This window comes from Serratia sp. LSHTC3 (assembly GCF_057197125.1).
On the sequence record NZ_JBXUNP010000004.1, the window covers coordinates 1 to 23,067 of the forward strand.

The window sequence follows — 23,067 nt, forward strand, 5'->3', positions numbered from 1 at the left end:
CGGGGTGGAGCAGCCTGGTAGCTCGTCGGGCTCATAACCCGAAGGTCGTCGGTTCAAATCCGGCCCCCGCAACCAACTCTTGATGACAACAGATAAGCACCCTGACGGGTGTTTTTTTGTATCTGCAATCCGCGAAAATAGCCGGACTCGCGCCCGGCCCTGCCGTTATCGACTCGCCAGCGCGCCGCCGTTGGCGAAATAAGCCTTGATGCCCGCCAGAATCGACTCCGCCACCTGCTGCTGGAAGTGGCTGGTGCGCAGCTTGCGCTCCTCTTCGATGTTGCTGATAAACGCCGTTTCCACCAGGATCGACGGGATATCCGGCGCCTTCAACACCGCAAAACCGGCCTGATCGACGCGATTCTTGTGCAACCGGTTGATTTTGCCCATCCGGTTCAACACTTCCTTGCCGAATTTCAGGCTGTCGTTGATGGTCGCGGTCTGGATCAGATCGAACATGGTGTGGTCGAGATAGCGGTCGCCGCTCTTGCTGACGCCGCCGATTTGGTCCGAGGCATTCTGCGTCTGCGCCAGGAACTTGGCCGCCGAGCTGGTGGCGCCTTTGGTGGACAATGCGAACACCGATGACCCGCGCGCAGCGCGGCTGGTGAAGGCGTCGGCATGAATCGAAACGAACAGATCGGCGCGCTGCTTGCGCGCCTTGGCGACGCGCACCTTGAGCGGAATAAACACGTCCTCATTACGCGTCATGAACACTTTCATGTTCGGCTCGCGCTTGATCATGGCGCTCAGCTTGCGGGCAATCTGCAGTACGATGTCTTTCTCGCGCGTCTTGTACTTGCCGATCGCGCCGGGATCTTCGCCGCCGTGGCCGGGATCCAGCATGATGACGATCGGCCGATCGCGCCCCGCTTTGCCGGCCTGCGGCGCTTCCGGCGGCAGCGTGCGCTCCAGATCGCCCTTGTTGTAATCTTCCAGTAACGCCAGTAGCGGATCATATTCCTCGCCGCCGCTGCCGCCCTTGGTCGGATAGAGATCCATCACCAGACGGTTGCGATACTCCGGCACCGGCGCCAGCGTGAAAATATGCGGGCTGACGCTTTGTTTGAGCTCCAGCACCAGCCGCACGGTATTCTGATCGAACTGGCCGACGCGCGCCTGCTTGAGATAAGGATCGTCGGCGCGCACCTGCCCGGCGATGCCCTTCAGCACGCTGTTGAGGTGAACGCCTTCGATATCCACCACCACGCGATCGGGATTGGTCAGGGCGAACTGCTTGTATTTCAGCTCGACGTTGGATTCCAGCGTGACGCGGGTATAGGTGGAGGATGGCCAGACGCGCACGGCGATCACGTGCGATGATGCGGCGAAGCCCGTACGACTCACACTCAGCAACCAGCTGGCGGCAACGCCCTGTAATAAACGACGGCGGCCCAGATTGTGATTAGCGTTTGGCATGCGGCTCCGGCAGTAATAGCTGTTTACAACAGATGAAAAAAACACCAATGAAATGGGGATGCCGAAAACTTTAACCAATCATTCCAGCCCTGTCATCAGAAAATCTTTTTATGGTTTTTCAATTTATTAACGATTTAGCGCCCTTAGCGCACGCTTCATGACGATTTCCCACTTGCCATCGGCGCAATAAAAGAATAAAAATACAAAAATATCGTATAAATATGCAAAGAGGTTTGGCCGTGAAGGAACGTAGTACAGAGCTGGTGCAAGGATTCCGTCACTCAGTCCCCTATATCAACGCCCACCGCGGCAAGACGTTCGTCATCATGCTCGGCGGGGAAGCCATCGAACACGAGAATTTCTCCAACATCGTCAACGATATCGGGTTGCTGCATAGCCTGGGCATTCGCCTGGTGGTGGTTTACGGCGCGCGGCCGCAGATCGACGCCAATCTGGCTCAGCATAACTATGAGCCGATCTACCACAAACACACCCGCGTGACCGACGCCCATACGCTCGAACTGGTCAAGCAGGCCGCCGGCCTGCTGCAGCTCGACATCACCGCTCGGCTGTCGATGAGCCTCAACAACACGCCGCTGCAAGGCGCGCATATCAACGTAGTCAGCGGCAACTTCATCATCGCGCAGCCGCTGGGCGTTGATGACGGCATCGACTACTGCCACAGCGGCCGCATTCGCCGCATCGATGAAGACGCGATCCACCGTCAGCTCGACAGCAACGCCATCGTGCTGATCGGCCCGGTCGCGGTTTCGGTCACCGGCGAGAGCTTCAACCTGACTTCGGAGGAAGTCGCGACTCAGCTGGCGATCAAACTGAAAGCGGAAAAAATGATCGGTTTCTGCTCCTCGCAGGGCGTGACCGACGCGGAAGGCAACATCCTTTCCGAGCTGTTCCCCAACGACGCGCAAAAGCGCCTTGAAGAGCTGGAGGAAGGCGGCGATTACCATTCCGGCACCGTGCGCTTCCTGCGCGGCGCGGTGAAAGGCTGCCGCAGCGGCGTGCGCCGCAGCCACCTGATCAGCTATCAGGAGGACGGCGCGCTGGTGCAAGAACTGTTCTCACGCGACGGCATCGGCACCCAAATCGTGATGGAGAGCGCCGAACAGGTGCGCCGGGCGACGATCAACGACATCGGCGGTATTCTGGAGCTCATTCGGCCGCTCGAACAGCAAGGTATTCTGGTGCGCCGTTCGCGTGAACAGCTGGAGATGGAGATCGACAAATTCACCATTATCGAACGCGACAACCTGACCATCGCCTGTGCGGCGCTGTACCCGTTCCCGGAGGAAAAAATCGGTGAGATGGCCTGCGTGGCGGTGCATCCCGATTACCGCAGCTCTTCGCGCGGCGAGATGCTGCTGCAGCGGGTGGAAAATCAGGCGCGGCAGATGGGATTGAAGAAGCTGTTCGTGCTGACCACCCGCAGCATCCACTGGTTCCAGGAGCGTGGCTTCACTCCGGCGGAGGTCGACGTGCTGCCGATGCAGAAGCAGGCGTTGTACAACTACCAACGCCGCTCCAAAATTCTGCTGGCGGATCTGTAATCCCTGTGGGCGCGGCCGCTACCGCGCCCCTTCATCGCTTATTCCGTTGCCTGCAGCCGTTCAGCCAATCCGCTGCGGCGCTGGGTCGGCATACGAATGGCCCGCAGCAGCACCGCCTCCGTGGCATACAGCGAGAGCTGCTTACGCGCACGGGTGATCGCGGTATAGACCAATTCACGCGTCAGCACCGGCAGGAAGTGATTCGGCAACACCAGCACCGTATGGTCAAACTCCGATCCCTGAGATTTGTGCACCGTCATGGCATAGGCGGTTTCATGCGCCGGCAAACGGCTCGGCTGCACCGACTTGATGCTTCCATCCGGCAGTTGGAAATGCACACGCAGCTCGCCGCGCTCATCCGGCAGCGTAATGCCGATATCCCCATTGAATAACCCCAGCGCGCTGTCGTTGCGGCCGATCATCACCGGCCGCCCCCGATACCAGCGGCCGAGAACGCCCGGTTTGCGGTCGATCAGACCGGCGCGCTGCAGCCCGAGTTCAATACGTTCATTCAGGCCGGCAACGCCGAAAGGCCCTTCACGCAGCGCGCACAGCACCTGGAAGCGGCTAAAGGCGGCCAGCACCGCCGCCGCATCCGCGCCTTCGGCAGTCAGCCGCAGATAGTCGCGATAGCCCGCCACGCAGGCATCCAGCAGCGCCTGATACTCTTCGCTCGTCGCCAGCGCATAGCCCGCGACATCGCCGAAACTGCCGCTTAAGGCTGCCAGCGCGCGCTCCCCGGCACCGGCGTTAACCGCCAACGCCAGTTGGCCGATACCGGACCGAGCATCGAAGCGATAGCTCTTGCGCAGCAGGCATAGGCTGTCACGCACCGCCGCTTCCGCGTCGGCCTGCCGCCCTTCGAGCGAACAGCCGGTCAGGCGGCTTAGCTCCGCCGCGCGCGCATCGCTGTATCCCTGCTCGGCAAAACGGCAAATGTCCCCCAGCACCGCGCCGGCCTCCACCGAGGCCAGCTGATCGCGATCGCCGAGGAAAATCACCCGGGCCCGATCGGGCAACGCCGCAATCAGGCGCGCCATCATCGGTAGATCGACCATCGAGGCCTCATCCACCACCAGCACATCCAAATGCAGCCGGTTGCCGCGGTGATAGCGCATGCGCTGACTGTTGGGTTGCGCCCCCAACAGGCGGTGCAACGTCGCCGCCTCCGTCGGGAACAAGGCCTGCTGCGCCGGGGTCAACGCCAGCTGACGGCTGGCGCTGCCAAGCGACTCCGTCAAGCGCGCCGCCGCCTTGCCGGTTGGCGCCGCCAGCTGAATGCGCAAGCGCGCGCTTTCATCCAACTGCACCAGCGCCGCCAACAGCTTGGCGACGGTGGTGGTTTTACCGGTGCCCGGCCCGCCGGAAATGATCGCAATGCGCCGCGTGGCGGCTACAGCGGCGGCGATCTTCTGCCAATCGGGTTCGTCGCTCGCCGAACCGAACAAGCGGTCGAGAATAGTGCGCAGTTCAGCCTCCGGCACCGCCAGCGACTCGCCTTCGCCGCCGATAAACGCCGCCACTTCACCTTCGTTTTGCCACATGCGCTGCAGATACAAGCGCGGCCCGCGCAGCACCAGCGGCGTAGCGCTACTGCCGTCCCCGACCGCAGCGCTGGCCGCCAGGCGCTGCTGCCAACGCTCGCTATCCGGTCGCCCGGCCGCCTCCCACAGCGCCAGCGCCAGCGCCGGTTGGCGCCCTTCAAACAGCGTATCCGCCTGCAGCTGCTCCAGCATCAGACAGACGTGACCGGCCCCCGCCTCTGCGCTCAGGCAGGCGGCGGCCAGCAAAATATCGGGCTCGTCTTCGTTCGCCACCACGCGGGCGAACTGCACGTCCAGCGGGCGCAACACGCCAAGCGCCACCGCCTGCTCCAGCAGTGCGATCATGATCCATCCTCCGTCGCAGCAGCCTCGCCGCTGAACAAGCGATCCATCCCCGCCACCAGCTCAAACTCGGGAAGACAGGTGAAAATGCCGTTGCCCGGGTGCGCCGCATCCACGCCGCGCAGGAACAGATAAATCACCCCGCCGAAATGGCGCCGGTAATCGTAATCCGGCAGCCGATGACGCAGATAACGGTGCAGCGCCAGCGTATACAGCTGATATTGCAGATCGTAACGATGCTCCGCCATCGCCTGCTCCATCGCCGGCCGGGTATAGGCGCTGCTGTCTTCCCCTAACCAGTTGGACTTGTAGTCCAGCAGGTAGTATTTGCCCTGCCAACAGAACACCAGGTCGATAAAGCCTTTCAGCATGCCCTGCACCTGATGGAAATCCAGCGCCGGGCAGCGAGCGGAAAGCGGATCGTAACGCCTCACCAGAGCATCGAGATCCTTCGCCTGCAACAACTGATTAATCGGCAAATAGAACTGCAACTCCGCCTGCTTGTGCTGCGGCGTTAACGCCGCCAGCGTCACGCCGCTGCCATCGAGCGGCGTGTTGAGTAGCACCTGCATCCACGCCAGCAGTATCGGTTGCCAGTGTTCAGCGAACCCTTGCTGTTGCAGCTGTTCCAGCAACCACTGTTCGTCGAGCGGCTGGGTGAAGTCCAACGTTTCGAACAGGCTGTGCAGGAAGGTGCCGGGCGTCGCGCCGCGCGGGAAGGTATGCGGTGTGAGCGCTGGCTCACTCTCCTCACTCCGCTCCCCCGCAGCGTCGATATCCAGACGCGGCAGCAGATCCTGCATCAGGCTCGCGCCGTGCTGCTGCAAACCGGTATAGCTGGTCACCCGCCAAAAATCCTGGATCCGCCGGGTAAAGCTTTTCGCCGCCAGCGCTTCGGCCAACGCCGTCTGGGGCTGCCAGGGTTCTGCATCCGGCGGTTCAACCAGCGACAGCGCGATACCGCCGCCCGCCAATTGCTGCAGCCGCTCCTGCAGATACACGGCGTCGCCGGGCTGCCCGCCCTGCACCAGATAGCCCAATGCGCTGCGGTGCAGATCGGTATCGCCCTGTTTCTTGCGCGTGCCCTGGAACAGCGGCGCGATGCCGATGCTGCAGTGGTACACCGAGCGGGTCAGCGCCACGTACAGCAGACGCAGATCTTCCGCCAAGCGCTCCTCCTCCGCCCAGGCCTGGCTCTCTTCATTGGCGTCGAGGTCCAGCAACGCCTGGAAACTGTGGCGATCGTGATACAGCGCCTGCTGCTGCTGGCGGAAGTTGCCGACGAACGGCAGCCACACCAGATCGAACTCCAGCCCCTTGGACTTGTGGATCGTGATCACCTGCACCAGATGCCGGTCGCTCTCCAGCCGCAGCTGCTGATTGTCGGACTGGCGATTAGGCTGGGCGATCTGCTGCGCCAGCCAGCGCACCAGCGCATGCTCGCTGTCGAGCTGCGCCGCCGCTTCTTGCAACAGCTCCCCCAGATGCAGCACGTCGGTCAAGCGACGCTCGCCGCCGGCGCTGGCCAGCAGGTTCTCCGCCAGTTGGCGCGCTTTCATCACCTCGCTCAGCATCGGCAACACGCCGCGGCGCAGCCAGAGCGTGCGGTAATTGTCGAATTCATTAACCAGCGCGTCCCAGGCGCGCTCATCGCGGCTCAGGCCGTCCAGCGTCGGCGCGTCCAGCCCCATCAGCCCGGTGGCCATGGCGCTGCGCAGCGTACGCTCCTGCTCCGGCGCCAACACCGCCTGCAGCAACCACAGCAGGTCTTTGGCCTCCGGGGTGTCAAACACGCTGTCGCGGTTGGACAGGTAGACCGACGGAATAGACAGCGCGCTGAGCGCATCGCGCACCAACGCCGCCTCATTGCGGCTGCGCACCAGCACCGTGATATCGGAGGCTTGTACCGGCCGTGACGCCTTGCCGCTCTGCAGCCGCGCCAGCCCCTGCTGCCCGGCGCTGAGCCAGTCGCGAATTTGCGTGGCGCACAGGCGCGCCATCAGCTGTTGGTAATCACTTACACCCACGCCTTCTCCCTGCTGCAGCCAGAACTGCATCGCCGGCTGCGGCGTGCCGTGCAATTCAAACGCCAGCCCTTGGTTCTTTTCCGCCGCGTTAACCTCAATAAAGGGGATTTGGCCGAACAGGAAAGGTTTTTCTACCTGAGAAAACAGGTGATTGACGCTGGCGACCATCGACGGCGACGAGCGCCAGTTGGTCTCCAGCGTATAGTGGGCGCTCACCTCTGAACGCGCACGCATGTAGGTGAAGATGTCGGCGCCGCGGAAGGCGTAAATCGCCTGCTTGGGATCGCCGATCAGCAGCAGGCCGCAATCAGGCCGGCCGACGTAAAGTTTTTGGAAAATACGGTATTGCTGCGGATCGGTATCCTGGAATTCATCGATCATCGCCACCGGATAGCGCTGGCGGATCGCCTGCGCCAACTGTTCGCCGCCCCCGCTTTGCAGGGCGCTGTCCAAACGGCTGAGCAGGTCGTCAAACCCCAGCTCGGCGCGCTGGCGCTTTTCCTGCTGAATGGAAGTGCGGATCTCGCTGAGCGCACGCGCCATGATCAGGTCGCGCAGCGTCAAGGGTTCATCGAACAGCTCATCTATCGCCGTGAACAGCGCATGACGCGGCGGCTCGCCCTTCTTGGTCTTCTCCAGCAGCACCGACTGGCGAAATTTATCCAGTTCCTTCGGCAGCTGGTAGTCCTGAGTCTCCTGCCCGCTCCATTCGCCGACCTTGTTCAGCCAGTTCGGCAGGTGTTTACTGCTGTAGCTGCGCTTATCGACGCCGGACTGGGCGATTAACGCCTCCAGATCGCCCGCCGCCGCCCGCCATTGCGCCTTGATGGCGTCGATGCGCGCGACGATCTGCTCGTGGCGCATCAGGACGGTTTCTTCGTCCTTCGGCGGCCGCCGCAGCGCCGGCGCTTCACCGTGCAGATAGCCGGAGAGATCGGCCAGCAACGCTTCCGGGCCGCTCCACTCCTGGCTGACCGCACGCGCCACGCCCAGCGGCAACGGATAGCAGTGGCGACGCCAAAAGTCGGCACAGGCCTGCCGCCGCAGCGGCAGCTCGTCCTGCACCAGCGTTTGTTCAAACAACATGCCGGACTCGAAGGCGTTGTGCGTCAGCATCCGTTGGCAAAAGCCGTGAATGGTGTAGATCGCCGCTTCGTCCATTTGCCGCTCCGCCGCCAGCAGCTGTGAGACGGCGTCGCTCAAATCGTCAATTTCTTCCATCAGCGCCGAAAACAACGGGTTGACGCTGACACCGCGCACGCAGGCGATGCGCAGCCCGTGGATATTGTCGCGGATGCGCCCGCGCAGCTCCTCGGTGGCGGCCTCGGTAAAGGTCACCACCAGGATTTCTTCGACCGTCAGCGGGCGGGGAAACGCCGCGTCACCGCCCAACCCCAGCAGCAAGCGCAGGTACAGCGCGCCGATGGTAAAAGTTTTGCCGGTGCCCGCCGACGCTTCTATCAGGCGTTCGCCGAACAGCGGCAACGACAGCGGCTCCAGCCTCTGCGGGGCAATTTCCGTCATGGTGTTGCCACTTTACGCGGCAAAATCTGCTGCAATGCCGACGCGTTCGGATAGGTAACCCAATCCTTAGGCGCCGCGTAATCCGCCTTGTTTTGCCCGCTGCCGCTAACCTGCGACAGCACCGCCAGCCCCTGTGGCTGGATCACCGCCTGGTGGAAATAATCCGCCAGTTTGGCCGGCGTCAGCTGTTGCACCTGCGCGATCAGCTTCTGGCGGGTATCAAAGGCGAAGTTGCCGCGATCGAAATCGTTGGCGAACCGGCTGGCCTCTTCGCTCAGAGTTTGCGGCCGCTGTTTCAGCTCATTGATGAGCGCCTGTTTGTACTGTTCAAAGTCCGCCTCGCTCATGTCGCGCAGGCGTTTCTCGGTTTTCGGGTAGAAATCCTGATAGCGCTGGTACAGGTAGGCCGGCTGTTTGCTGTTGCTCTGCAACAGGAAGCCCACGCCCCACTGGCGCCCCACCGACATCGGGAAAGCGAAGACCGCGTACCCCAATTGCTCCTGCGTGCGCAGCTGGCTGTAAAACCACGGCTGAATAATCTGCCCCAGCAGCGAACTGTAGGCCATGCCGGTCACTTCGTCGTAGCCGGTCGGCACATAAACCGCCGCCAGCGCCGAGTCAGTGCTGCTGCCCACCTGTTGCAGGTTGGCCAGATGATCCTTGTCCACCACCACGTCTTCGCCGTGCCACCATTCGCTCCCGGTACAGCCCAGACGATGTTTCAGCGTCGACGCCAACGTGTCGACCTGCTGCTTGCTCATGTTGCCCACTACCAGCAGCTCCGGCGTGGCCTCGGCCAGCAGGCTGTCGCGATAGGCCAGCACGTCTTTCAGCGTTAACGTCTTCAGCACTTCGCGGCGCTCGCTGCGTTCGGAATACGGCACGCGGGAAACCATCTGCACCGGCTGAATGGCCAGCTCAAACGCCTTGCCCTTCTCGGCGGCGTCCAGCTGCTCCAGATACCAGGACTTGGCCTGCGCCAGCTGATCTTCCGTCGGCGTGAAGCTGGAATAGCCCTCGATCAGCGCCGTCAGCAACTGCGGCAGACGCTGGGTGAAACCGTTGGCGTTAAACATCAGGCCGTTGTTCGGCGAGGTCGAGAAGCTCAGCCCACCGACCGATGCCTGATAGCTCAGCTGATCCAGCGCCAGGCCGGCCAGATAATCCGTCAGCGAGAACAGCACCTGATTGCGCGCGGAATCCATGGTTTTGGCGTTGCGGAAAGCGACGGTGACGTCGGCCTTCGGCTCGTCGGCGAAGTAACGACTCGGCATGTACAACACGCGCAGGCCGGGTTTATCCACCACCATTTCCGGTTTCTTGAACTCGTGCGATGGCTTGGTCAGGGTAAAGTCATCCGGGATGTACGGGTTGAGCGCCGGCAGCGACAGGGAAATGCCGCTCTCCAACTGCTGCCACTGCGTAAAGCGCTGCGGCGTGATTTTGTCGACCTGGTAAGGCGCGTTAACGAAATAGGCCGTCTTGTTGTGCGGTTCATCCGGGCTGACGAACCAGATGCGCGCGTTTTGCGGCGTCATGGCGTCCAGGCGTTCGGCGATCGCCTTTGGATCATAACGGTCGGCCAGGTAAGGCGCGTCCAGCGCATGCTCAACCGGCACGCGCAGCATGGTGTCCACCAGCCATTCGATGTAGTCCATGTCGCGCGTGATCGAGGGATAGCGGAAGTCCAGGTTCAGAACATGCGAGATTTCATCGAAGTAGCTCTGCTTGATGCCCTCGCTGCGCAGCATTTTCAGGTAGTTGAAAATGGCGGCGACGACCTCATCGCGCTGGGCCAGGCCTTTGTCAGTAAGTGAAACGCTGATGGCGAAGACGCCGCCGTTGCGATCCACCATCGGATCGGCGCCGGCATTGATGGCGTCCGCCAACCCTTGCTTCTGCAGCCAGTCAGACAGGGTGTTTTTGCTGCGGTTGCCGATCAGGTAGCTGATGTAGGTATCGGTTTTGCTGCGAAACGCGGCGCTGTTGTTATCGATGCGGAACTCGACCTTCAGCTGCTTGCGCGGCTGCGCCGGCACATAGTGAATGATGATGCCCTGCTGTTCCGGCGTGACGGCCGGCACGGTGATCGGCGGCACGCTGGCGTCATGATTCGGCACGCGGCCAAAGGTTTTCGCCGCAATGCCAGCCAACTGCGGCAGCGACTGATTACCGTACAAAACGCCCATCATCAGATTGGCGGAATAGTAACGCTTATAGAAGCCGGTCAGTTCATCGTGCAACTTGCTGTCCGGCTTGTCTTTCAACGTATCGAGATTGCCGCCGGAGAAGCGCGCGCTCGGGTGCGCCGGGTTCAGGGTTTCCGCGCCGACCTGCGCCATGCGCATGCCGTCGCGCGAACGCGCCATCGTTAACTCGGCGTTCACCGCGTTACGCTCGCGATCGGCATTGCCCGGATCCAGCAGCGGCTCGGCAATGGCGTCGGCCATGCGGTCGACCGCCGGCTCCAGCGCGTCATTTTCCACTTCCAGATAGAAGGCGGTGCGATAAGAGGCCGTGCTGGCGTTGTGGCTGCCGCCGTGCTTTTTCAGGAATTCGGACAGGTTTTCCGGCTCTGGATAGCGTTTGGAGCCCATCAGCACCATATGTTCCAGATAGTGCGCCAATCCCAGTTGGCTGTTCGGATCTTCGAGCGATCCAACCGGCAATGCCAGCGCCGCCAGCGATTTCGGCGCCTGGGCATCGGACACCAGCAGCACCGTCATGCCGTTAGCCAACTTGATCGCCTCGTACTGACGCGGATCGTGCTCGCTCTTGTTGATCTTCTCCGCCAGCGGTTGCCATCCTTGTGCGGCCCAACTCAACGGCGCCCAACACATAGCCAATAATACCAGCCCGGTGATGCGGGCCAACTGTCTGCGCATATCCAAAATAAACCCCTATTCTGACATCGCCACGCCCACTCCCTGACGCTGGCGACGTACATCAAAACCACATAACCAAATCTGTACTCGCCGGATTCTTCGCCAATGTGGCGCCCCAAAACGCGGCGGGTATATGCCTGTACGTTATGTAAGACCGGGAATCACCCCAATGGTTGAATATAACCTTCGTTATTTTTACCACCTCCCGCCGCACAGCACCACCGGGGGATTGTTACCCCAGGTTATGACGCGCCACCGGCAGCAGATAACGCTCTGTTTCGGCCAGTATTTGCGCTAAGTATTCATTATCCAATTGGCGGAACACTCGCTGAACGTAGGGATCTTCCCCTTCTCCGGGAATGCGCTGATCGCCCTGCCAGGCCTGCAGCAATTTGGCGCGAGCCTTTGTTTGCGCTTCTTCCTCCCAGTCGATTTGCTGTGTTTCCGGCTGATAGCACTGACTCAGCCACGCCCAGCCGCTCTTGTTCAGCAACAACAGCGGCTGACACAGACCGCGCTGATAACCCGCCAGCAGCTCCGCCAACTGCGCCTGCGCCTCTTCAGGCGCCAGCGCGGCAAAGCGCCAGGCGGAGTTCTTGCGGCCGTAGATGCGGCTCTCGCCGGTGCCGCCGGCGCGGCAGTACACCAGGTGCTCCAGCCACAGCAATATGCCATCCACCGCCGACAACGTGGCGGGCCGCCAGCGCAACAGGCCGTCATCCTGCACCTGATGCAGCCAGCCGCTGAGACGTACGCCGGCAATATCGATATCCAATTCCAGGCTATGGCTCTCTGCGCGTTCCGCATGCACCTGCTCGGCCAGTTCGCTCATCTCTTCCTGCTGCTTTTGCCAATAGATCTCGCCAAAGGCGCCATAGGGCAAGCCGCCGGCGGCACGCACCCGCTGGAACAACCGTTCGGGATCGTCGCCGTCGATCAGGGTATTCAGCAGTTGGCTGTTGAACTGGTAGCGGCTGAGGTTATCCAGCGTGAAGGGCTCTTCGTCCGGCAGCTCAGTCTCTTCCAGGATAAAACTGACGCCCAACCGCAATTGGAAAAACGCGCGAATCGGATGGCGGTAAAACCGCAGCAGCTCATCCAATGATATTTGCTGCAGCGCTTCGGCAGGCAGCGGCTGGTTGAACGCCGGATGCGCCGCACCGCGACCATCTGCGGCGGGCAGCCACTCGGCGGCATAGCTTTGCGCCTCCGAGCCCGGCAAGAAATTCTCGGCGGCGAACGGCATGCGCGCATGCCACTTCAGCAAGTGCTCACCAACCCGCCGGGCGCTGTCGTCTGCGCTGAGTTCCTCATCTCCCGGCAGGCAATAGCTTTGCTCCAGGTACTCAAGCAGCTCAGTGACCAGCACAGAAGGGTAGCGCGGGCTGTTGTCCTGAATGGAACGGCCGATGAAGCTGATATATAGCCGCTGCTGAGCGGACAGAATCGCTTCCAGGAACAGATATCGGTCGTCATCGCGGCGGCTGCGGTCGCCGCGCTTGACCTGCTGCGCCATCAGATCAAAGCCCAGCGGCGGCAGCGTGCGCGGATACACGCCGTCGTTCATGCCCAGCAGGCACACCACCTTGAACGGAATCGAGCGCATCGGCATCAGCGTACAGAAGTTGATTTGCCCGGCGAGGAAGCGCTGGCTGATGCGCTCCTGATCGAGGCGCGCCGCCAGATCGTCGCGCAGAATGGTCAACGGCACCTCATCGGGATAGCGCGCCGCCAAGCCAAAATTAATGGCCTGCTGCCACTGCTGCTCAATCAATGCCAGCACCACTTCGGTATCGCTGTCCGCTGCGAAGAAGGCATCCAGCAGTTGGCGGCACAGCGGCAGCCACGCCTCGAGCGAGCGCGCTTCGCTCAAGATTTGCCGCCAGTGGCTGAGCTGCGCCAGCAGGTCTGCCAGTTGCCCCGCCAGTTCGGCGACCAACCCGCTCGATTCATCGTAAGGCAAAATGCCCTGCCAATCGCCGGCGTTGCTGTCCATCGCGTAACCGAGCAGCATGCGCGTAATGCCGAATCGCCAGGTGTGCTGGCCGGTGGCGGGCAGATCCAGTTCGCGCACGTTATCGTCGTCCAGACCCCAGCGCACGCCGGATTCACCGACCCAGTGACGCAACAGGCGCAACCCCTCTTCGCCAATGGCGAAACGGGCGGCCAGGGCAGGTACTTCCAGCAGCGCCAGCACCTGTTCCGACGTAAAGCGGCTTTGCGGCAAATCGAGCAGGGAGATGAACGCCTGCAAAGCCGGATGCGCCTGGCGCGCTTTACGGTCAGAAATGGCAAACGGCAGGTAGCGCTCGGCGGGGGCATTGCCGAACACCGCCTGAATGTAAGGCGTGTAGCTGTCGATATCCGCCACCATCACGATGATGTCGCGCGGCGTCAACGCGGGATCCTGCGCAAGCATGGTCAGCAGTTGATCGTGCAGCACCTCCACTTCCCGCTGTGGGCTGTGGCAGGCGTGCAGGCTGAGGGAGCGGTCGTTTTCATCAAGCGGACGTTTGCTGAAGCTGCTTTCCAGCGTTTCCGCGGTAATACCGATTACCGCATGGTCTTCCAGTTCCAGCATATCGCGCTGAACGGCGTGCAGCATGGTATCGGCCGGGATATCGACAAAGGCGTCGACCTCTTGCGCCCCTTCCATCTGCGACAGCAGGTAAAGGTGATCGCGCCCCAGCTTGCCCCAGGAGGCCAGCAGCGGGTTGCTGAGTTGCTGCTGCCCTTCGGCGTCAAACAGGCGCGCCGCGTCATCCGGCTCGCGGAACAGCCCTTGCTCGCGCGCCTGATGATAGTGACGACGCTTGCGGCTCTGCAAGCGGGCCAGAAAGGCGTAATCCTGAATATCACCCCAATAGTAGCGACAGGGGTTGGTGAACATCAGGTGGATGTCGATATGCCGCCCCAGCGCCTGCAGCGCTTCCAGATAGATCGGCGGCAATGCCGAGATGCCGCAGATAAACACCCGCGGCGGCAAACCGGGCGGGCACGTTTTTGCCTGCTCCAGCGCGTGGATAAAGCGGCTGTACAGATTGGCGCGGTGCCATTCCGGCTGCCCCAATTCGCGCGTGTATTCCACCAGTCGCGCCCAGAGCGGCGCCTGCCATTGCTGAGCCTCCGCCAGACCGTCGATGCGCTCGCCGCGCTGCCAGCTCTCCAGCCACTGCGGGCGATAAACCAAATATTGGTCGAACAGGTCGGCGACCCGGCCAGCCAACTGGTGGATTTTGCGCTTGTCGCCGTCATCGGTCAGATAGTGCTGCAGTGGCGCAAACGCCGGCTGAGTCAACATCTCCGGTAACAACCACATCAGCTTCCAGGTCATGGCATCCTTGCTGAAGGCGCTCTCTTTCGGAATATCCGGCAACACCCGGGTGAACATGTCCCAAATGAAGGTCGCCGGCAGCGGAAACGCGACATTGGCGGCGATACCGAACTGTTCCGCCAGCTGCATCTGCAGCCATTGCGCCATACCGGGGCTTTGCACCAGCACCACCTCCTGTTGAAAAGGATCGGTCAACGGATCTCTGGCTATCAGCACGCTGGTCAGCGTTTTCAACAAATCCAGCTGATTGGAATGATAAACCGTGAACATGAAGACTCCTTTAAAACAAGATACGTACCGGCTCAAAAACGGGTGCAATACCAGCGGCTCAGCGTCGCCCACTGCCGTTGCGGAGTTTGTACTCTGACCGTCAATCGGCGGCAATCCGCATCCGCGCCGTCGAACGCCGTCTCGCGTCGCCAGCCTTCCGGCAGCGGTTCGGCATCGAGCCGACCGGTGACTGCGAACGCCTCCAACTGCTGATGCGCCATCACCCAGGCTTGCCGGTAGTGCCACTGGCGCTGGAACGACTGCAACAGCACCTGATGATACTGTAACAAGCCCAGCAGCGACACCGAGAACAACAATGCCGCCACCAACACTTCCGGCAGGCTGAAGCCGTTGCGGGATAACCGCCCTGCGCGAGCGTTAACCCTCACAGTCGGCCGGCCTTTTCTCGGGGCAAAAATCCAGCCGGCCGCCCGGCTGCGCTTGCACCCTGCCGACCGATTCCGCACCGTCAAACGCGCCCCATTGATACAGCCAAAGCGGCTCACCGCCGCGCATCTCCCCAAGGCCGCGTACCGTCACGACGCCCGCTCTGGCAGACAGCCGGGCGCAGGCCGTCAGTTCCGCGCGCTGCCTGCATAACCAGGCCGCCGCACTCAGCTCGGCGCGCGGCCAACGCTGGAGCATGCCCCAACTCAGCGCCGATGCGGCCTGATTGTAAGCCTGGAGGTAGCGCTGCTGATCGGCGGCCAGTAACAGCGCGTTATCCAATTGCCGGTGCTGGGCATTGAGCAACATCAACCCCAACGCCAGCAGCAACATTACCGCCGCCAAAGTACTGCCACCTCGCTGGCTCCGCCGGTTCATGGCAACGCCGCCATTTCGACGCTCCCGCTCAGGCTGCGCCTGATACGCGCATCGCCGACAGAGCGCCCCGCCAGAGTCAAACGGGCCAGCGCACCGCCATACTCCCCGCGCTCTATCGCCACATGAAACCGCTCAATGCGCACTTCGTCACGATCGAGCAGCCGCTCCCAGCCGCCGCCGTCGCATTGGCTTACGCCGCGCTGCCCTTCCAAGCCGCCATTGCGCAGCCGATAGCCGAAATAACCTGCATCCTCGCCCGAGGTGAGCCATTGCCCACTGCGGGTGATATCGTAAGCGACGATAACGCAGCTGCCCGCCGCTTCTCCCACCGCCTGGCCGATCAGCAGCGGGCGGCCGGCGCACTGCCCGGCACAGAAACCGGCGCGGCGCAGGTCTTTCTCGATGCCGAACGCCAGTTGCCGCAGCGTTGACTCCAGCCGAAAATGCTGGCCGACGGCCACGTTTTGCTGGCGCAACAGCGGGTAGGTTTTCGCGGCGCCGAGCGCGATCACGCTGCCGAACACCAGCGCCAACATCACCTCCGGCAAGGTAAAACCGCGTTCTACAGTCAGCATGGCGCGATCCCCCTTATCCGGAGCCCTTCGCTGCACAAACGCAGCCGCCCTCGGGCGGACAGCACTAGCCGCAGGCCGCCTGCCTCGTTGCTGAGCAGGATGTGCCCCGCCTGCGCGGTATTGCGCAAGCCGTAAAACCCGATCTCTTTGTCGGTGTAGCCGCTCAAAACGACGTCGCGGTAAGACGGTGAGAAAACGGAACCCTCGGCGGAAGCGCAATCCGGCGGCGGCACACCGCCGCCCAGGCACCAGGGCGTGCCGTTCTTGAACCACAGCAGCGTCGTGCGGTTGCGCCAGTTGGCGTCCGCCTGCAGTCGCAGTAAAAACGCCAGCAGCTGCTGGGCAGTATGTTCCAGGCGCAACGTTTGCTGATGGTGGCGCCATTGACCGACGCCCCAGCCGGTGAGCATGCCGACGATCAGGAGCGCCGCCAACAGCTCAATCAGCGTCATGCCACGCTGGCGGTGATCGATGTTCGAGAGCGTATTTTCATTCATGCGGCCAGTTTAAGGGCCGTAACAAGGCGGTAAAGCCGCATGCGCAAGCCTTGCGGCAAACTGCGCAATGTTTTCCCTGTAGCGACAAATGGCGACAATAAAATGCGGCGCGGCGCGCAATGCGGATAAAAAAAGGGGCGCAATCGCTGCGCCCCTGGTGTGATGCGGTTAAGGTCAGATCGCGACCGGCGCCTTGATGGCCGGGTGCGGATCGTAACCTTCGATCTCGAAGTCTTCGAAACGGTAATCGAACAGCGAAGCCGGCTTGCGTTTGATCACCAGCTTCGGCAACGGACGGGGTTCACGCGTCAGCTGCAGCTTCGTCTGTTCCATATGATTGCTGTACAGATGGGTATCGCCACCGGTCCAGACGAAGTCGCCGACGTCCAAATCGCACTGCTGCGCCATCATATGCACCAACAGCGCGTAGCTGGCGATGTTGAACGGCAGGCCGAGGAAGACGTCGCAGGAACGCTGGTACAGCTGGCAAGAGAGCTTGCCGTCCGCCACGTAGAACTGGAAGAACGCGTGGCACGGCGCCAGCGCCATCTGGTCCAGCTCACCGACGTTCCAGGCGGAAACGATGATGCGGCGCGAATCCGGATCTTGTTTCAGCTGCTGGAGCACGTTGCTCAGCTGATCGATCTGACGACCGTCCGCCGCGCCCCAGGCGCGCCACTGCTTGCCGTACACCGGGCCGAGATCGCCGTTTTCATCGGCCCACTCGTCCCAAATGGTGACCTTGTTGTCACGCAGATAGGCGATGTTGGTATCGCCGTTCAGGAACCACAACAGCTCATGAATGATCGAACGCAGATGACATTTCTTGGTGGTCACCAACGGGAAACCTTCCTGCAAGTTGAAACGCATCTGGTGGCCGAAAATCGACAATGTGCCAGTGCCGGTACGGTCGGCTTTAGGGGTGCCCTCGGCGAGCACCTTGTTCATCAAATCCAGATACTGTTTCATTTGTCCCTCACGACAGTTGTTGCTGCGGGCGACGACGGTACGCCCAAATCATCATAATAACACCGGCCACCACCATCGGGATGGACAGGATCTGCCCCATGCTGATCACGCCGTCGAACAGGCCAAGCTGGGCATCCGGCTGGCGGAACGCTTCAACGATGATGCGGAATGCGCCATAACCGATCAGGAACAGGCCCGATACGGCACCCATCGGCCGCGGCTTGCGGATGAACAGGTTCAGAATGATAAACAGCACCACGCCTTCAAGCAGCAGTTCATACAGCTGGGACGGGTGACGCGGCAGCACGCCGTACTGATTCAGCAGCGGCAGCAGAGAAGGGTCGGCGGCGGCGAGCGCCACGTCTTCGCTGCGCGAGCTTGGGAACAGCATCGCCCAAGGGGTGTCGGTGGTCACGCGGCCCCACAGTTCACCGTTGATGAAGTTGCCGAGGCGGCCGGCGCCCAAACCGAACGGGATCAATGGCGCGATAAAATCGGAAACCTGGAAGAAGGTGCGTTTGGTGCGGCGAGCGAACCAGAACATCACCAGAATCACCCCCATCAATCCGCCGTGGAACGACATGCCGCCATCCCAGACTTTAAACAGATAGAGCGGATTATCCAGGAACAGCGGCAGGTTGTAGAACAGCACATAGCCCACGCGGCCACCGACGAATACGCCCAGGAAACCGGCGTAGAGCAGGTTTTCCACTTCGTCTTTGGTCCAGCCGCTGCCCGGCTTGTTGGCGCGGCGCACCGCCAGCCACATGGCAAAAACGAAGCCGACCAGATACATCAGGCCGTACCAATGCAAAGAAACCGGGCCAATGGAGAAAATGACCGGATCAAATTTAGGAAACGCCAGATAGCTATTGCTCATCTATCACCACAACATGTCTGTTATTTTTCCCCATGCGGGGGCGGCAGGTGCCAAACGTCGGCGCAGGTTGTCACACGCCTTTCAAACGGCAGCGTTGACCGCTGCGGTTTGCAAGACGACGAACATGCGTCGCGCTGAGGTTGCGCATCATAACATAGGCTTAGCGCGGTCCGGGCCGGCAGCGCGGGAAAAGTTCTGTAAAAAAATCACACCGCGCGGCGGTTATCGGCCCCCGCGGATCAGCCCGCCCATGCCGCGCCGCTCCATAAACGCCGCCACCAGATGGCGCACTTCGGTGGTCATCTGGGTGTTCAACACCCGGTGCGCCAACACTTCCGCGTCGGCCAGGTCGATATGTCGCAGCAGGTATTTGATGCGCGCCACGCTGCGGCCATTCATGCTCAGATTGCGATAGCCCATGCCCACCAACAACAGCGCGCCCATGGGATCGCCGGCCAACTCACCGCACAGGCTAAGCTGCAGCCCGGCTGCTTTCCCCTGTTCGGCGATCAGCTTCAGCACCTGCAGCATCGCGGGATGCAGGCTGTCGTAAAGCGAGGCTACCCGCGTGTTGTTGCGATCCACCGCCAGCAGGTACTGGGTCAAATCGTTGGTGCCGACCGAGATGAAGTCGACGCGCCCGGCCAAATGCGGGATCAGGAAAATCATCGACGGCACTTCCAGCATCACGCCGATTTTCGGTTTCGGGATCGCGTAGCCAAGCACCTCTTCCACCTCGCGCCCGGCGCGGTCAATCAAGCGCTTGGCCTCATCGACCTCTTCCAGGCTGGTGACCATCGGCAGCAAAATGCCCAGGTTGCCGGTGCCGGCATTGGCGCGCAGCATAGCGCGCACCTGTATCAAAAAAATCTCCGGCTGATCCAGAGTGATGCGGATGCCGCGCCACCCCAGGCAAGGGTTTTCTTCGCTGATCGGCATATAGGGCAGTTGCTTGTCGGCGCCGATATCCAGGGTGCGCAGCGTAACCGGCTTGCTCGGATAGAGCTGCAGCATGCCTTGATACTGCGCGACCTGTTCTTCTTCGGACGGGAAACCGCTTTGCAACATGAACGGGATTTCGGTGCGGTACAACCCCACGCCATCCACTCGGCCGCCCAACAGCTGTTCATGTTCCGGGCTGAGGCCGGCGTTCAGCATCACCTGAACGCGTTCGCCGCTTTTCAACTGCGCCGGCTGCTCGACGTCGTCTTCCGCCAGCTTGCTCAACTCCAGCTCTTCGCTGATCAGCCGTTGGTATTCCTGCACCAACACCGGCTCAGGATCGACCAGCAGTTCACCGCGATAACCGTCGACGATCAGCAACCGCTGGCTGAGCAGAGAAGGCTGGATGTCGGCGCCCATCACCGTCGGCACGCCCATCGCACGCACCAAAATCGCCGCATGCGAGTTGGCGGCGCCGTCGCGCACCACCACGCCGACCAGGCGATCCTGCGGCACTTCGGCCAGCAATGTCGCGGTCAGCTCATCTGCCACCAGCACAAAACGCGCCGGCCACTGGGTGGCGCCCTGGGTGGTGTCGTCGAGGTGGAACAGCAGGCGTTGGCCCAGCGCGCGCAGGTCGCTGCCGCGCTCGCGCATATAGGTGTCCTGCAGTTTGGCGAATTGTTCGGCAAAGGCTTCTATCACCTGCTTCACCGCCCACTCCGCCACCGAACCGTTGTCGATTTCGGCGAACAGTTCGCGCTTGAGGCGAGCGTCGTTTAACAGGTGAGAATAAAGATCGAAGATCGCCGCGCTCTCTTTTTGCGAGCTGGCGGCAAAACGCTTGCTGAAACGGCGAAACTCCGCGCCGGCCTCTTCCAGCGCCAGCGTCAGGCGCTCGCGCTCGCTGGCGGTGTCCAGCGTCGACGCGCGGTAAACCTGATCGAGCGAAGGCTGGCTGCTGTCCTGCCACCCTTCCGCCACCGCCACGCCGGGCGAGGCCGCCAGCGCGCGCACGCGCGTTTGGCGATACTGACCGAAAATGGCGTTGAGCTGCGACTGTGACAGGATCCCGGCCATCTGCGTGGCCAGGGTGACCATGAAAGACTCTTCGCTTTCATCGAACTGGCGCAGCTCGCGCTGCTGCACCACCAGCACCCCCAGCAGTTGGCGCCGATGAATGATCGGCACCCCGAGGAAGGATCGGAAACGATCCTCTTTCACCTGCGGAACGTATTTAAAACTGGGGTGGCTTTGGGCATCGGCCAGGTTGATAGGCTCGGCTCGGCGGCCGACCAACCCGACGACGCCCTCGTCAAACGCCAATGCGATAGTGCGCCCACGCGGCTTTTTCAGCCCGCGCGTGGCCATCAGGTAGTAACAGCGGCGATCGTTGTCCGCCAGGTAGATGGAACACACTTCGGTGTCCATCGCCAGACAGGTTTCATTGACCAGCAGATCCAGCGCATCCGTCAGACTGGCCGCCGCGGCCACCTTCTCTACAATTTCTCGCAAGCGCGTGAGCATAGTCGGCTTAACTTAACCTCTCTTTCGGCGATAAGCGGGGGCCTGCCGCGGCGCCGCCTGCTCTTGCATCGGCATCACGGTCACGGCGAATTCTTTCATCACCCGGCGGTAGACGTCGCGTTTGAACGACACCACCTGGCGCACCGGATACCAGAAGCTCACCCAGCGCCAACCGTCGAACTCCGGCGTGCTGCTGCGCTGCATATTGATATCAGCGTCATTGCACAGTAGCTGCAACAAAAACCATTTTTGCTTTTGGCCGATACAAACCGGCTTTGTGTCCCAACGCACCAAACGTTTCGGCAATTTATAGCGCAACCAGTTGCGGGTCGAAGCCAGGATGCGCACATCCTTTTTACTCAGCCCCACTTCTTCGAACAGCTCACGGTACATCGCCTGCTCCGCAGTTTCGCCAGGGTTAATCCCACCTTGGGGAAACTGCCAGGAGTGCTGACCGTAACGGCGGGCCCATAGGACCTGCCCCTGACGATTACAGATTACGATACCAACATTCGGGCGGTAGCCATCATCATCGATCACCGGACTACCTCGATAAGCTTAAATTCGCATAGATGTCCTGATTGTTTCACACAAGCTACAGGCGGTAAACCACTGCTTTACGGCGCTGCGGGCCGGATAACATTGGGATAACTCACAGATATAGGCAAAGTTATAAACATACCCCAGCCTTTCAGACCGGTTTTATTCACTTTTTCTGTGGATAGGTGTGTGCAGAACTCGAGGGATAAGCCGGTAAAACTCTCGCCCCCTAAAATCCCCCCTCATACCTAAAAACAAATATTAAGCTTAAAAACATAAAGTTAACCAATATCCCACAGTGATTTACAGGGCAAAAATGTGATCTATGCACGGTAAGGATCTTACCCTGGCGAAAGATCCACCAACGCCGTTTTTATCCACAGATTATCCGGGCAAGTTACGCACAAAACGGACAAATTCGTAAAAATCCGCCTGAGTCAAGGCTGTAAATTGAACCAGTGATCGGTAAAAATTTGGGTTATCCCATAAATCTGTGGATAAATAGGTGTAAGATCCTGTTTATTGTCGGTGGCTTCAGGTGAACAAGCCCCGCAAGTGCATTGTCGCCCGCGCAAGGAAAGAAAAAAAGTCATGTAAAATCATGCTACTATTATTCTTTTCCCCAGGCGACTGGGGTTAGCGTTTCCCGTGTATCTATGCAGTACGTTTTTCAACCAAATTCGACAGGCTTGATTTATGGCGTTTTTATCCCCTCTGCCGCCCCCGCCGGAAAATGAACGGCAGCTGTTCGAGCGCGCTCAGGCGCTGGCCGGCTTCAGTTTTGGCGAACTGGCCGCCCGCGCGCAGTTGCCGATCCCCAAGGATCTGAAACGCGATAAAGGCTGGGTGGGCATGCTGCTGGAGCTGTACCTCGGCGCCATGGCCGGCAGTAAACCGGAACAGGATTTTCCTGAGCTGGGCATTGAGCTGAAAACCATTCCTGTCGACGCCGCCGGCAAACCACTGGAGACCACTTTCGTCTGCGTCGCCCCGCTCACCGGCAACAGCGGCGTCACCTGGGCCAGCAGCCACGTTCGCCACAAGCTGGCGCGCGTGTTGTGGATACCGGTAGAGGGCGAACGGCAAATCCCTCTGGCGCAGCGCCGCGTCGGTTCGCCGCTGCTGTGGAGCCCGAGCCTTGCTGAAGAAGAGATGCTGCGCCGCGATTGGGAAGAGCTGATGGATCTGATTGTGCTCGGTCACGTAGAACGCATCACCGCACGCCACGGCGAAGTGCTGCAACTGCGCCCCAAAGCGGCCAACAACAAGGCGCTCACCGAAGCCATCGGCGAACAGGGGCAACCTATCATGACGCTGCCGCGCGGTTTCTATCTGAAAAAGGGTTTTACCGGCGCGCTGCTGGCAAGACATTTCTCAATCTAAGCGATTTCGTTTAACTCTG

15 protein-coding genes are annotated in these 23,067 nt (G+C 61.0%); 2 read left to right on the forward strand and 13 right to left on the reverse strand.

What is annotated here, in order from left to right:
- Positions 1 to 165: 165 nt before the first annotated feature.
- On the reverse strand, positions 166 to 1,419 hold the full coding sequence (gene amiC / locus AC2CGI_RS15690) for an N-acetylmuramoyl-L-alanine amidase AmiC (RefSeq protein ID WP_004931882.1): 1,254 nt from the start codon (positions 1,417 to 1,419) through the stop codon (positions 166 to 168).
- Positions 1,420 to 1,658: 239 nt separating this feature from the next.
- Between amiC and argA the strand changes: the two genes are divergently transcribed.
- Complete coding sequence (gene argA, locus AC2CGI_RS15695) at positions 1,659 to 2,984, forward strand: amino-acid N-acetyltransferase (RefSeq protein WP_031300600.1); 1,326 nt, start codon at positions 1,659 to 1,661, stop codon at positions 2,982 to 2,984.
- A 38-nt stretch (positions 2,985 to 3,022) separates the two neighbouring features.
- Here argA and recD read toward each other — a convergent pair whose 3' ends face one another.
- From recD to rppH, 12 genes are all read right to left on the reverse strand, one after another.
- Positions 3,023 to 4,873 (reverse strand): exodeoxyribonuclease V subunit alpha, encoded by a 1,851-nt coding sequence (gene recD / locus AC2CGI_RS15700; RefSeq protein ID WP_076741321.1) that lies wholly within the window; start codon positions 4,871 to 4,873, stop codon positions 3,023 to 3,025.
- A complete protein-coding gene (gene recB, locus AC2CGI_RS15705) occupies positions 4,870 to 8,421 on the reverse strand; it encodes an exodeoxyribonuclease V subunit beta (protein WP_076741320.1) in 3,552 nt (1,183 codons plus the stop codon). Before recB ends, recD begins: the two co-directional genes overlap by 4 nt.
- Positions 8,418 to 11,306, reverse strand: coding sequence for a pitrilysin (gene ptrA, locus AC2CGI_RS15710; protein ID WP_031300601.1), 2,889 nt, complete (start codon positions 11,304 to 11,306; stop codon positions 8,418 to 8,420). Before ptrA ends, recB begins: the two co-directional genes overlap by 4 nt.
- A 232-nt stretch (positions 11,307 to 11,538) precedes the next feature.
- Positions 11,539 to 14,910 carry an exodeoxyribonuclease V subunit gamma gene (recC, locus tag AC2CGI_RS15715; RefSeq protein ID WP_076741319.1) on the reverse strand — a complete coding sequence of 1,124 codons (3,372 nt, stop codon included), beginning with the start codon at positions 14,908 to 14,910 and terminating at the stop codon, positions 11,539 to 11,541.
- 32 nt (positions 14,911 to 14,942) lie between these two features.
- A complete protein-coding gene (locus AC2CGI_RS15720; protein WP_015378915.1) occupies positions 14,943 to 15,299 on the reverse strand; it encodes a prepilin-type N-terminal cleavage/methylation domain-containing protein in 357 nt (118 codons plus the stop codon).
- Positions 15,289 to 15,735 (reverse strand): YgdB family protein, encoded by a 447-nt coding sequence (locus tag AC2CGI_RS15725; RefSeq protein ID WP_015378916.1) that lies wholly within the window; start codon positions 15,733 to 15,735, stop codon positions 15,289 to 15,291. The genes AC2CGI_RS15720 and AC2CGI_RS15725 overlap by 11 nt, the downstream gene beginning before the upstream one ends.
- Positions 15,732 to 16,310, reverse strand: coding sequence for a prepilin peptidase-dependent protein (locus tag AC2CGI_RS15730; protein ID WP_015378917.1), 579 nt, complete (start codon positions 16,308 to 16,310; stop codon positions 15,732 to 15,734). The genes AC2CGI_RS15725 and AC2CGI_RS15730 overlap by 4 nt, the downstream gene beginning before the upstream one ends.
- On the reverse strand, positions 16,304 to 16,807 hold the full coding sequence (locus AC2CGI_RS15735) for a prepilin peptidase-dependent protein (RefSeq protein WP_076741318.1): 504 nt from the start codon (positions 16,805 to 16,807) through the stop codon (positions 16,304 to 16,306). The genes AC2CGI_RS15730 and AC2CGI_RS15735 overlap by 7 nt, the downstream gene beginning before the upstream one ends.
- Positions 16,808 to 16,981: 174 nt before the next feature.
- Complete coding sequence (thyA, locus tag AC2CGI_RS15740; protein WP_015378919.1) at positions 16,982 to 17,776, reverse strand: thymidylate synthase; 795 nt, start codon at positions 17,774 to 17,776, stop codon at positions 16,982 to 16,984.
- 7 nt (positions 17,777 to 17,783) lie between these two features.
- The gene (gene lgt, locus AC2CGI_RS15745; protein ID WP_015378920.1) at positions 17,784 to 18,656 is read right to left on the reverse strand and encodes a prolipoprotein diacylglyceryl transferase; all 873 of its coding nucleotides are present in this window, start codon (positions 18,654 to 18,656) and stop codon (positions 17,784 to 17,786) included.
- A gap of 222 nt (positions 18,657 to 18,878) precedes the next feature.
- Positions 18,879 to 21,125: a phosphoenolpyruvate--protein phosphotransferase gene (ptsP, locus tag AC2CGI_RS15750; RefSeq protein ID WP_015378921.1), complete on the reverse strand. Its 2,247-nt coding sequence runs from the start codon at positions 21,123 to 21,125 to the stop codon at positions 18,879 to 18,881.
- 12 nt (positions 21,126 to 21,137) lie between these two features.
- Positions 21,138 to 21,665: an RNA pyrophosphohydrolase gene (gene rppH / locus AC2CGI_RS15755; protein WP_004931849.1), complete on the reverse strand. Its 528-nt coding sequence runs from the start codon at positions 21,663 to 21,665 to the stop codon at positions 21,138 to 21,140.
- A gap of 696 nt (positions 21,666 to 22,361) precedes the next feature.
- Between rppH and mutH the strand changes: the two genes are divergently transcribed.
- Positions 22,362 to 23,048: a DNA mismatch repair endonuclease MutH gene (gene mutH / locus AC2CGI_RS15760; RefSeq protein ID WP_004931848.1), complete on the forward strand. Its 687-nt coding sequence runs from the start codon at positions 22,362 to 22,364 to the stop codon at positions 23,046 to 23,048.
- Positions 23,049 to 23,067: the final 19 nt, after the last annotated feature.

Excerpts from the sequence above, each read along its gene's own strand:
- ptrA (WP_031300601.1), bottom strand. The coding sequence starts at position 11,306 with ATGCGCAGACAGTTGGCCCGCATCACCGGGCTGGTATTATTGGCTATG.
- recB (WP_076741320.1), bottom strand. The coding sequence starts at position 8,421 with ATGACGGAAATTGCCCCGCAGAGGCTGGAGCCGCTGTCGTTGCCGCTG.
- ptsP (WP_015378921.1), bottom strand. The coding sequence starts at position 21,125 with ATGCTCACGCGCTTGCGAGAAATTGTAGAGAAGGTGGCCGCGGCGGCC.
- mutH (WP_004931848.1), top strand. The coding sequence starts at position 22,362 with ATGGCGTTTTTATCCCCTCTGCCGCCCCCGCCGGAAAATGAACGGCAG.
- AC2CGI_RS15730 (WP_015378917.1), bottom strand. The coding sequence starts at position 16,310 with ATGCTGACTGTAGAACGCGGTTTTACCTTGCCGGAGGTGATGTTGGCG.
- thyA (WP_015378919.1), bottom strand. The coding sequence starts at position 17,776 with ATGAAACAGTATCTGGATTTGATGAACAAGGTGCTCGCCGAGGGCACC.
- lgt (WP_015378920.1), bottom strand. The coding sequence starts at position 18,656 with ATGAGCAATAGCTATCTGGCGTTTCCTAAATTTGATCCGGTCATTTTC.
- amiC (WP_004931882.1), bottom strand. The coding sequence starts at position 1,419 with ATGCCAAACGCTAATCACAATCTGGGCCGCCGTCGTTTATTACAGGGC.
- AC2CGI_RS15735 (WP_076741318.1), bottom strand. The coding sequence starts at position 16,807 with ATGAATGAAAATACGCTCTCGAACATCGATCACCGCCAGCGTGGCATG.
- recD (WP_076741321.1), bottom strand. The coding sequence starts at position 4,873 with ATGATCGCACTGCTGGAGCAGGCGGTGGCGCTTGGCGTGTTGCGCCCG.
- recC (WP_076741319.1), bottom strand. The coding sequence starts at position 14,910 with ATGTTCACGGTTTATCATTCCAATCAGCTGGATTTGTTGAAAACGCTG.
- AC2CGI_RS15725 (WP_015378916.1), bottom strand. The coding sequence starts at position 15,735 with ATGAACCGGCGGAGCCAGCGAGGTGGCAGTACTTTGGCGGCGGTAATG.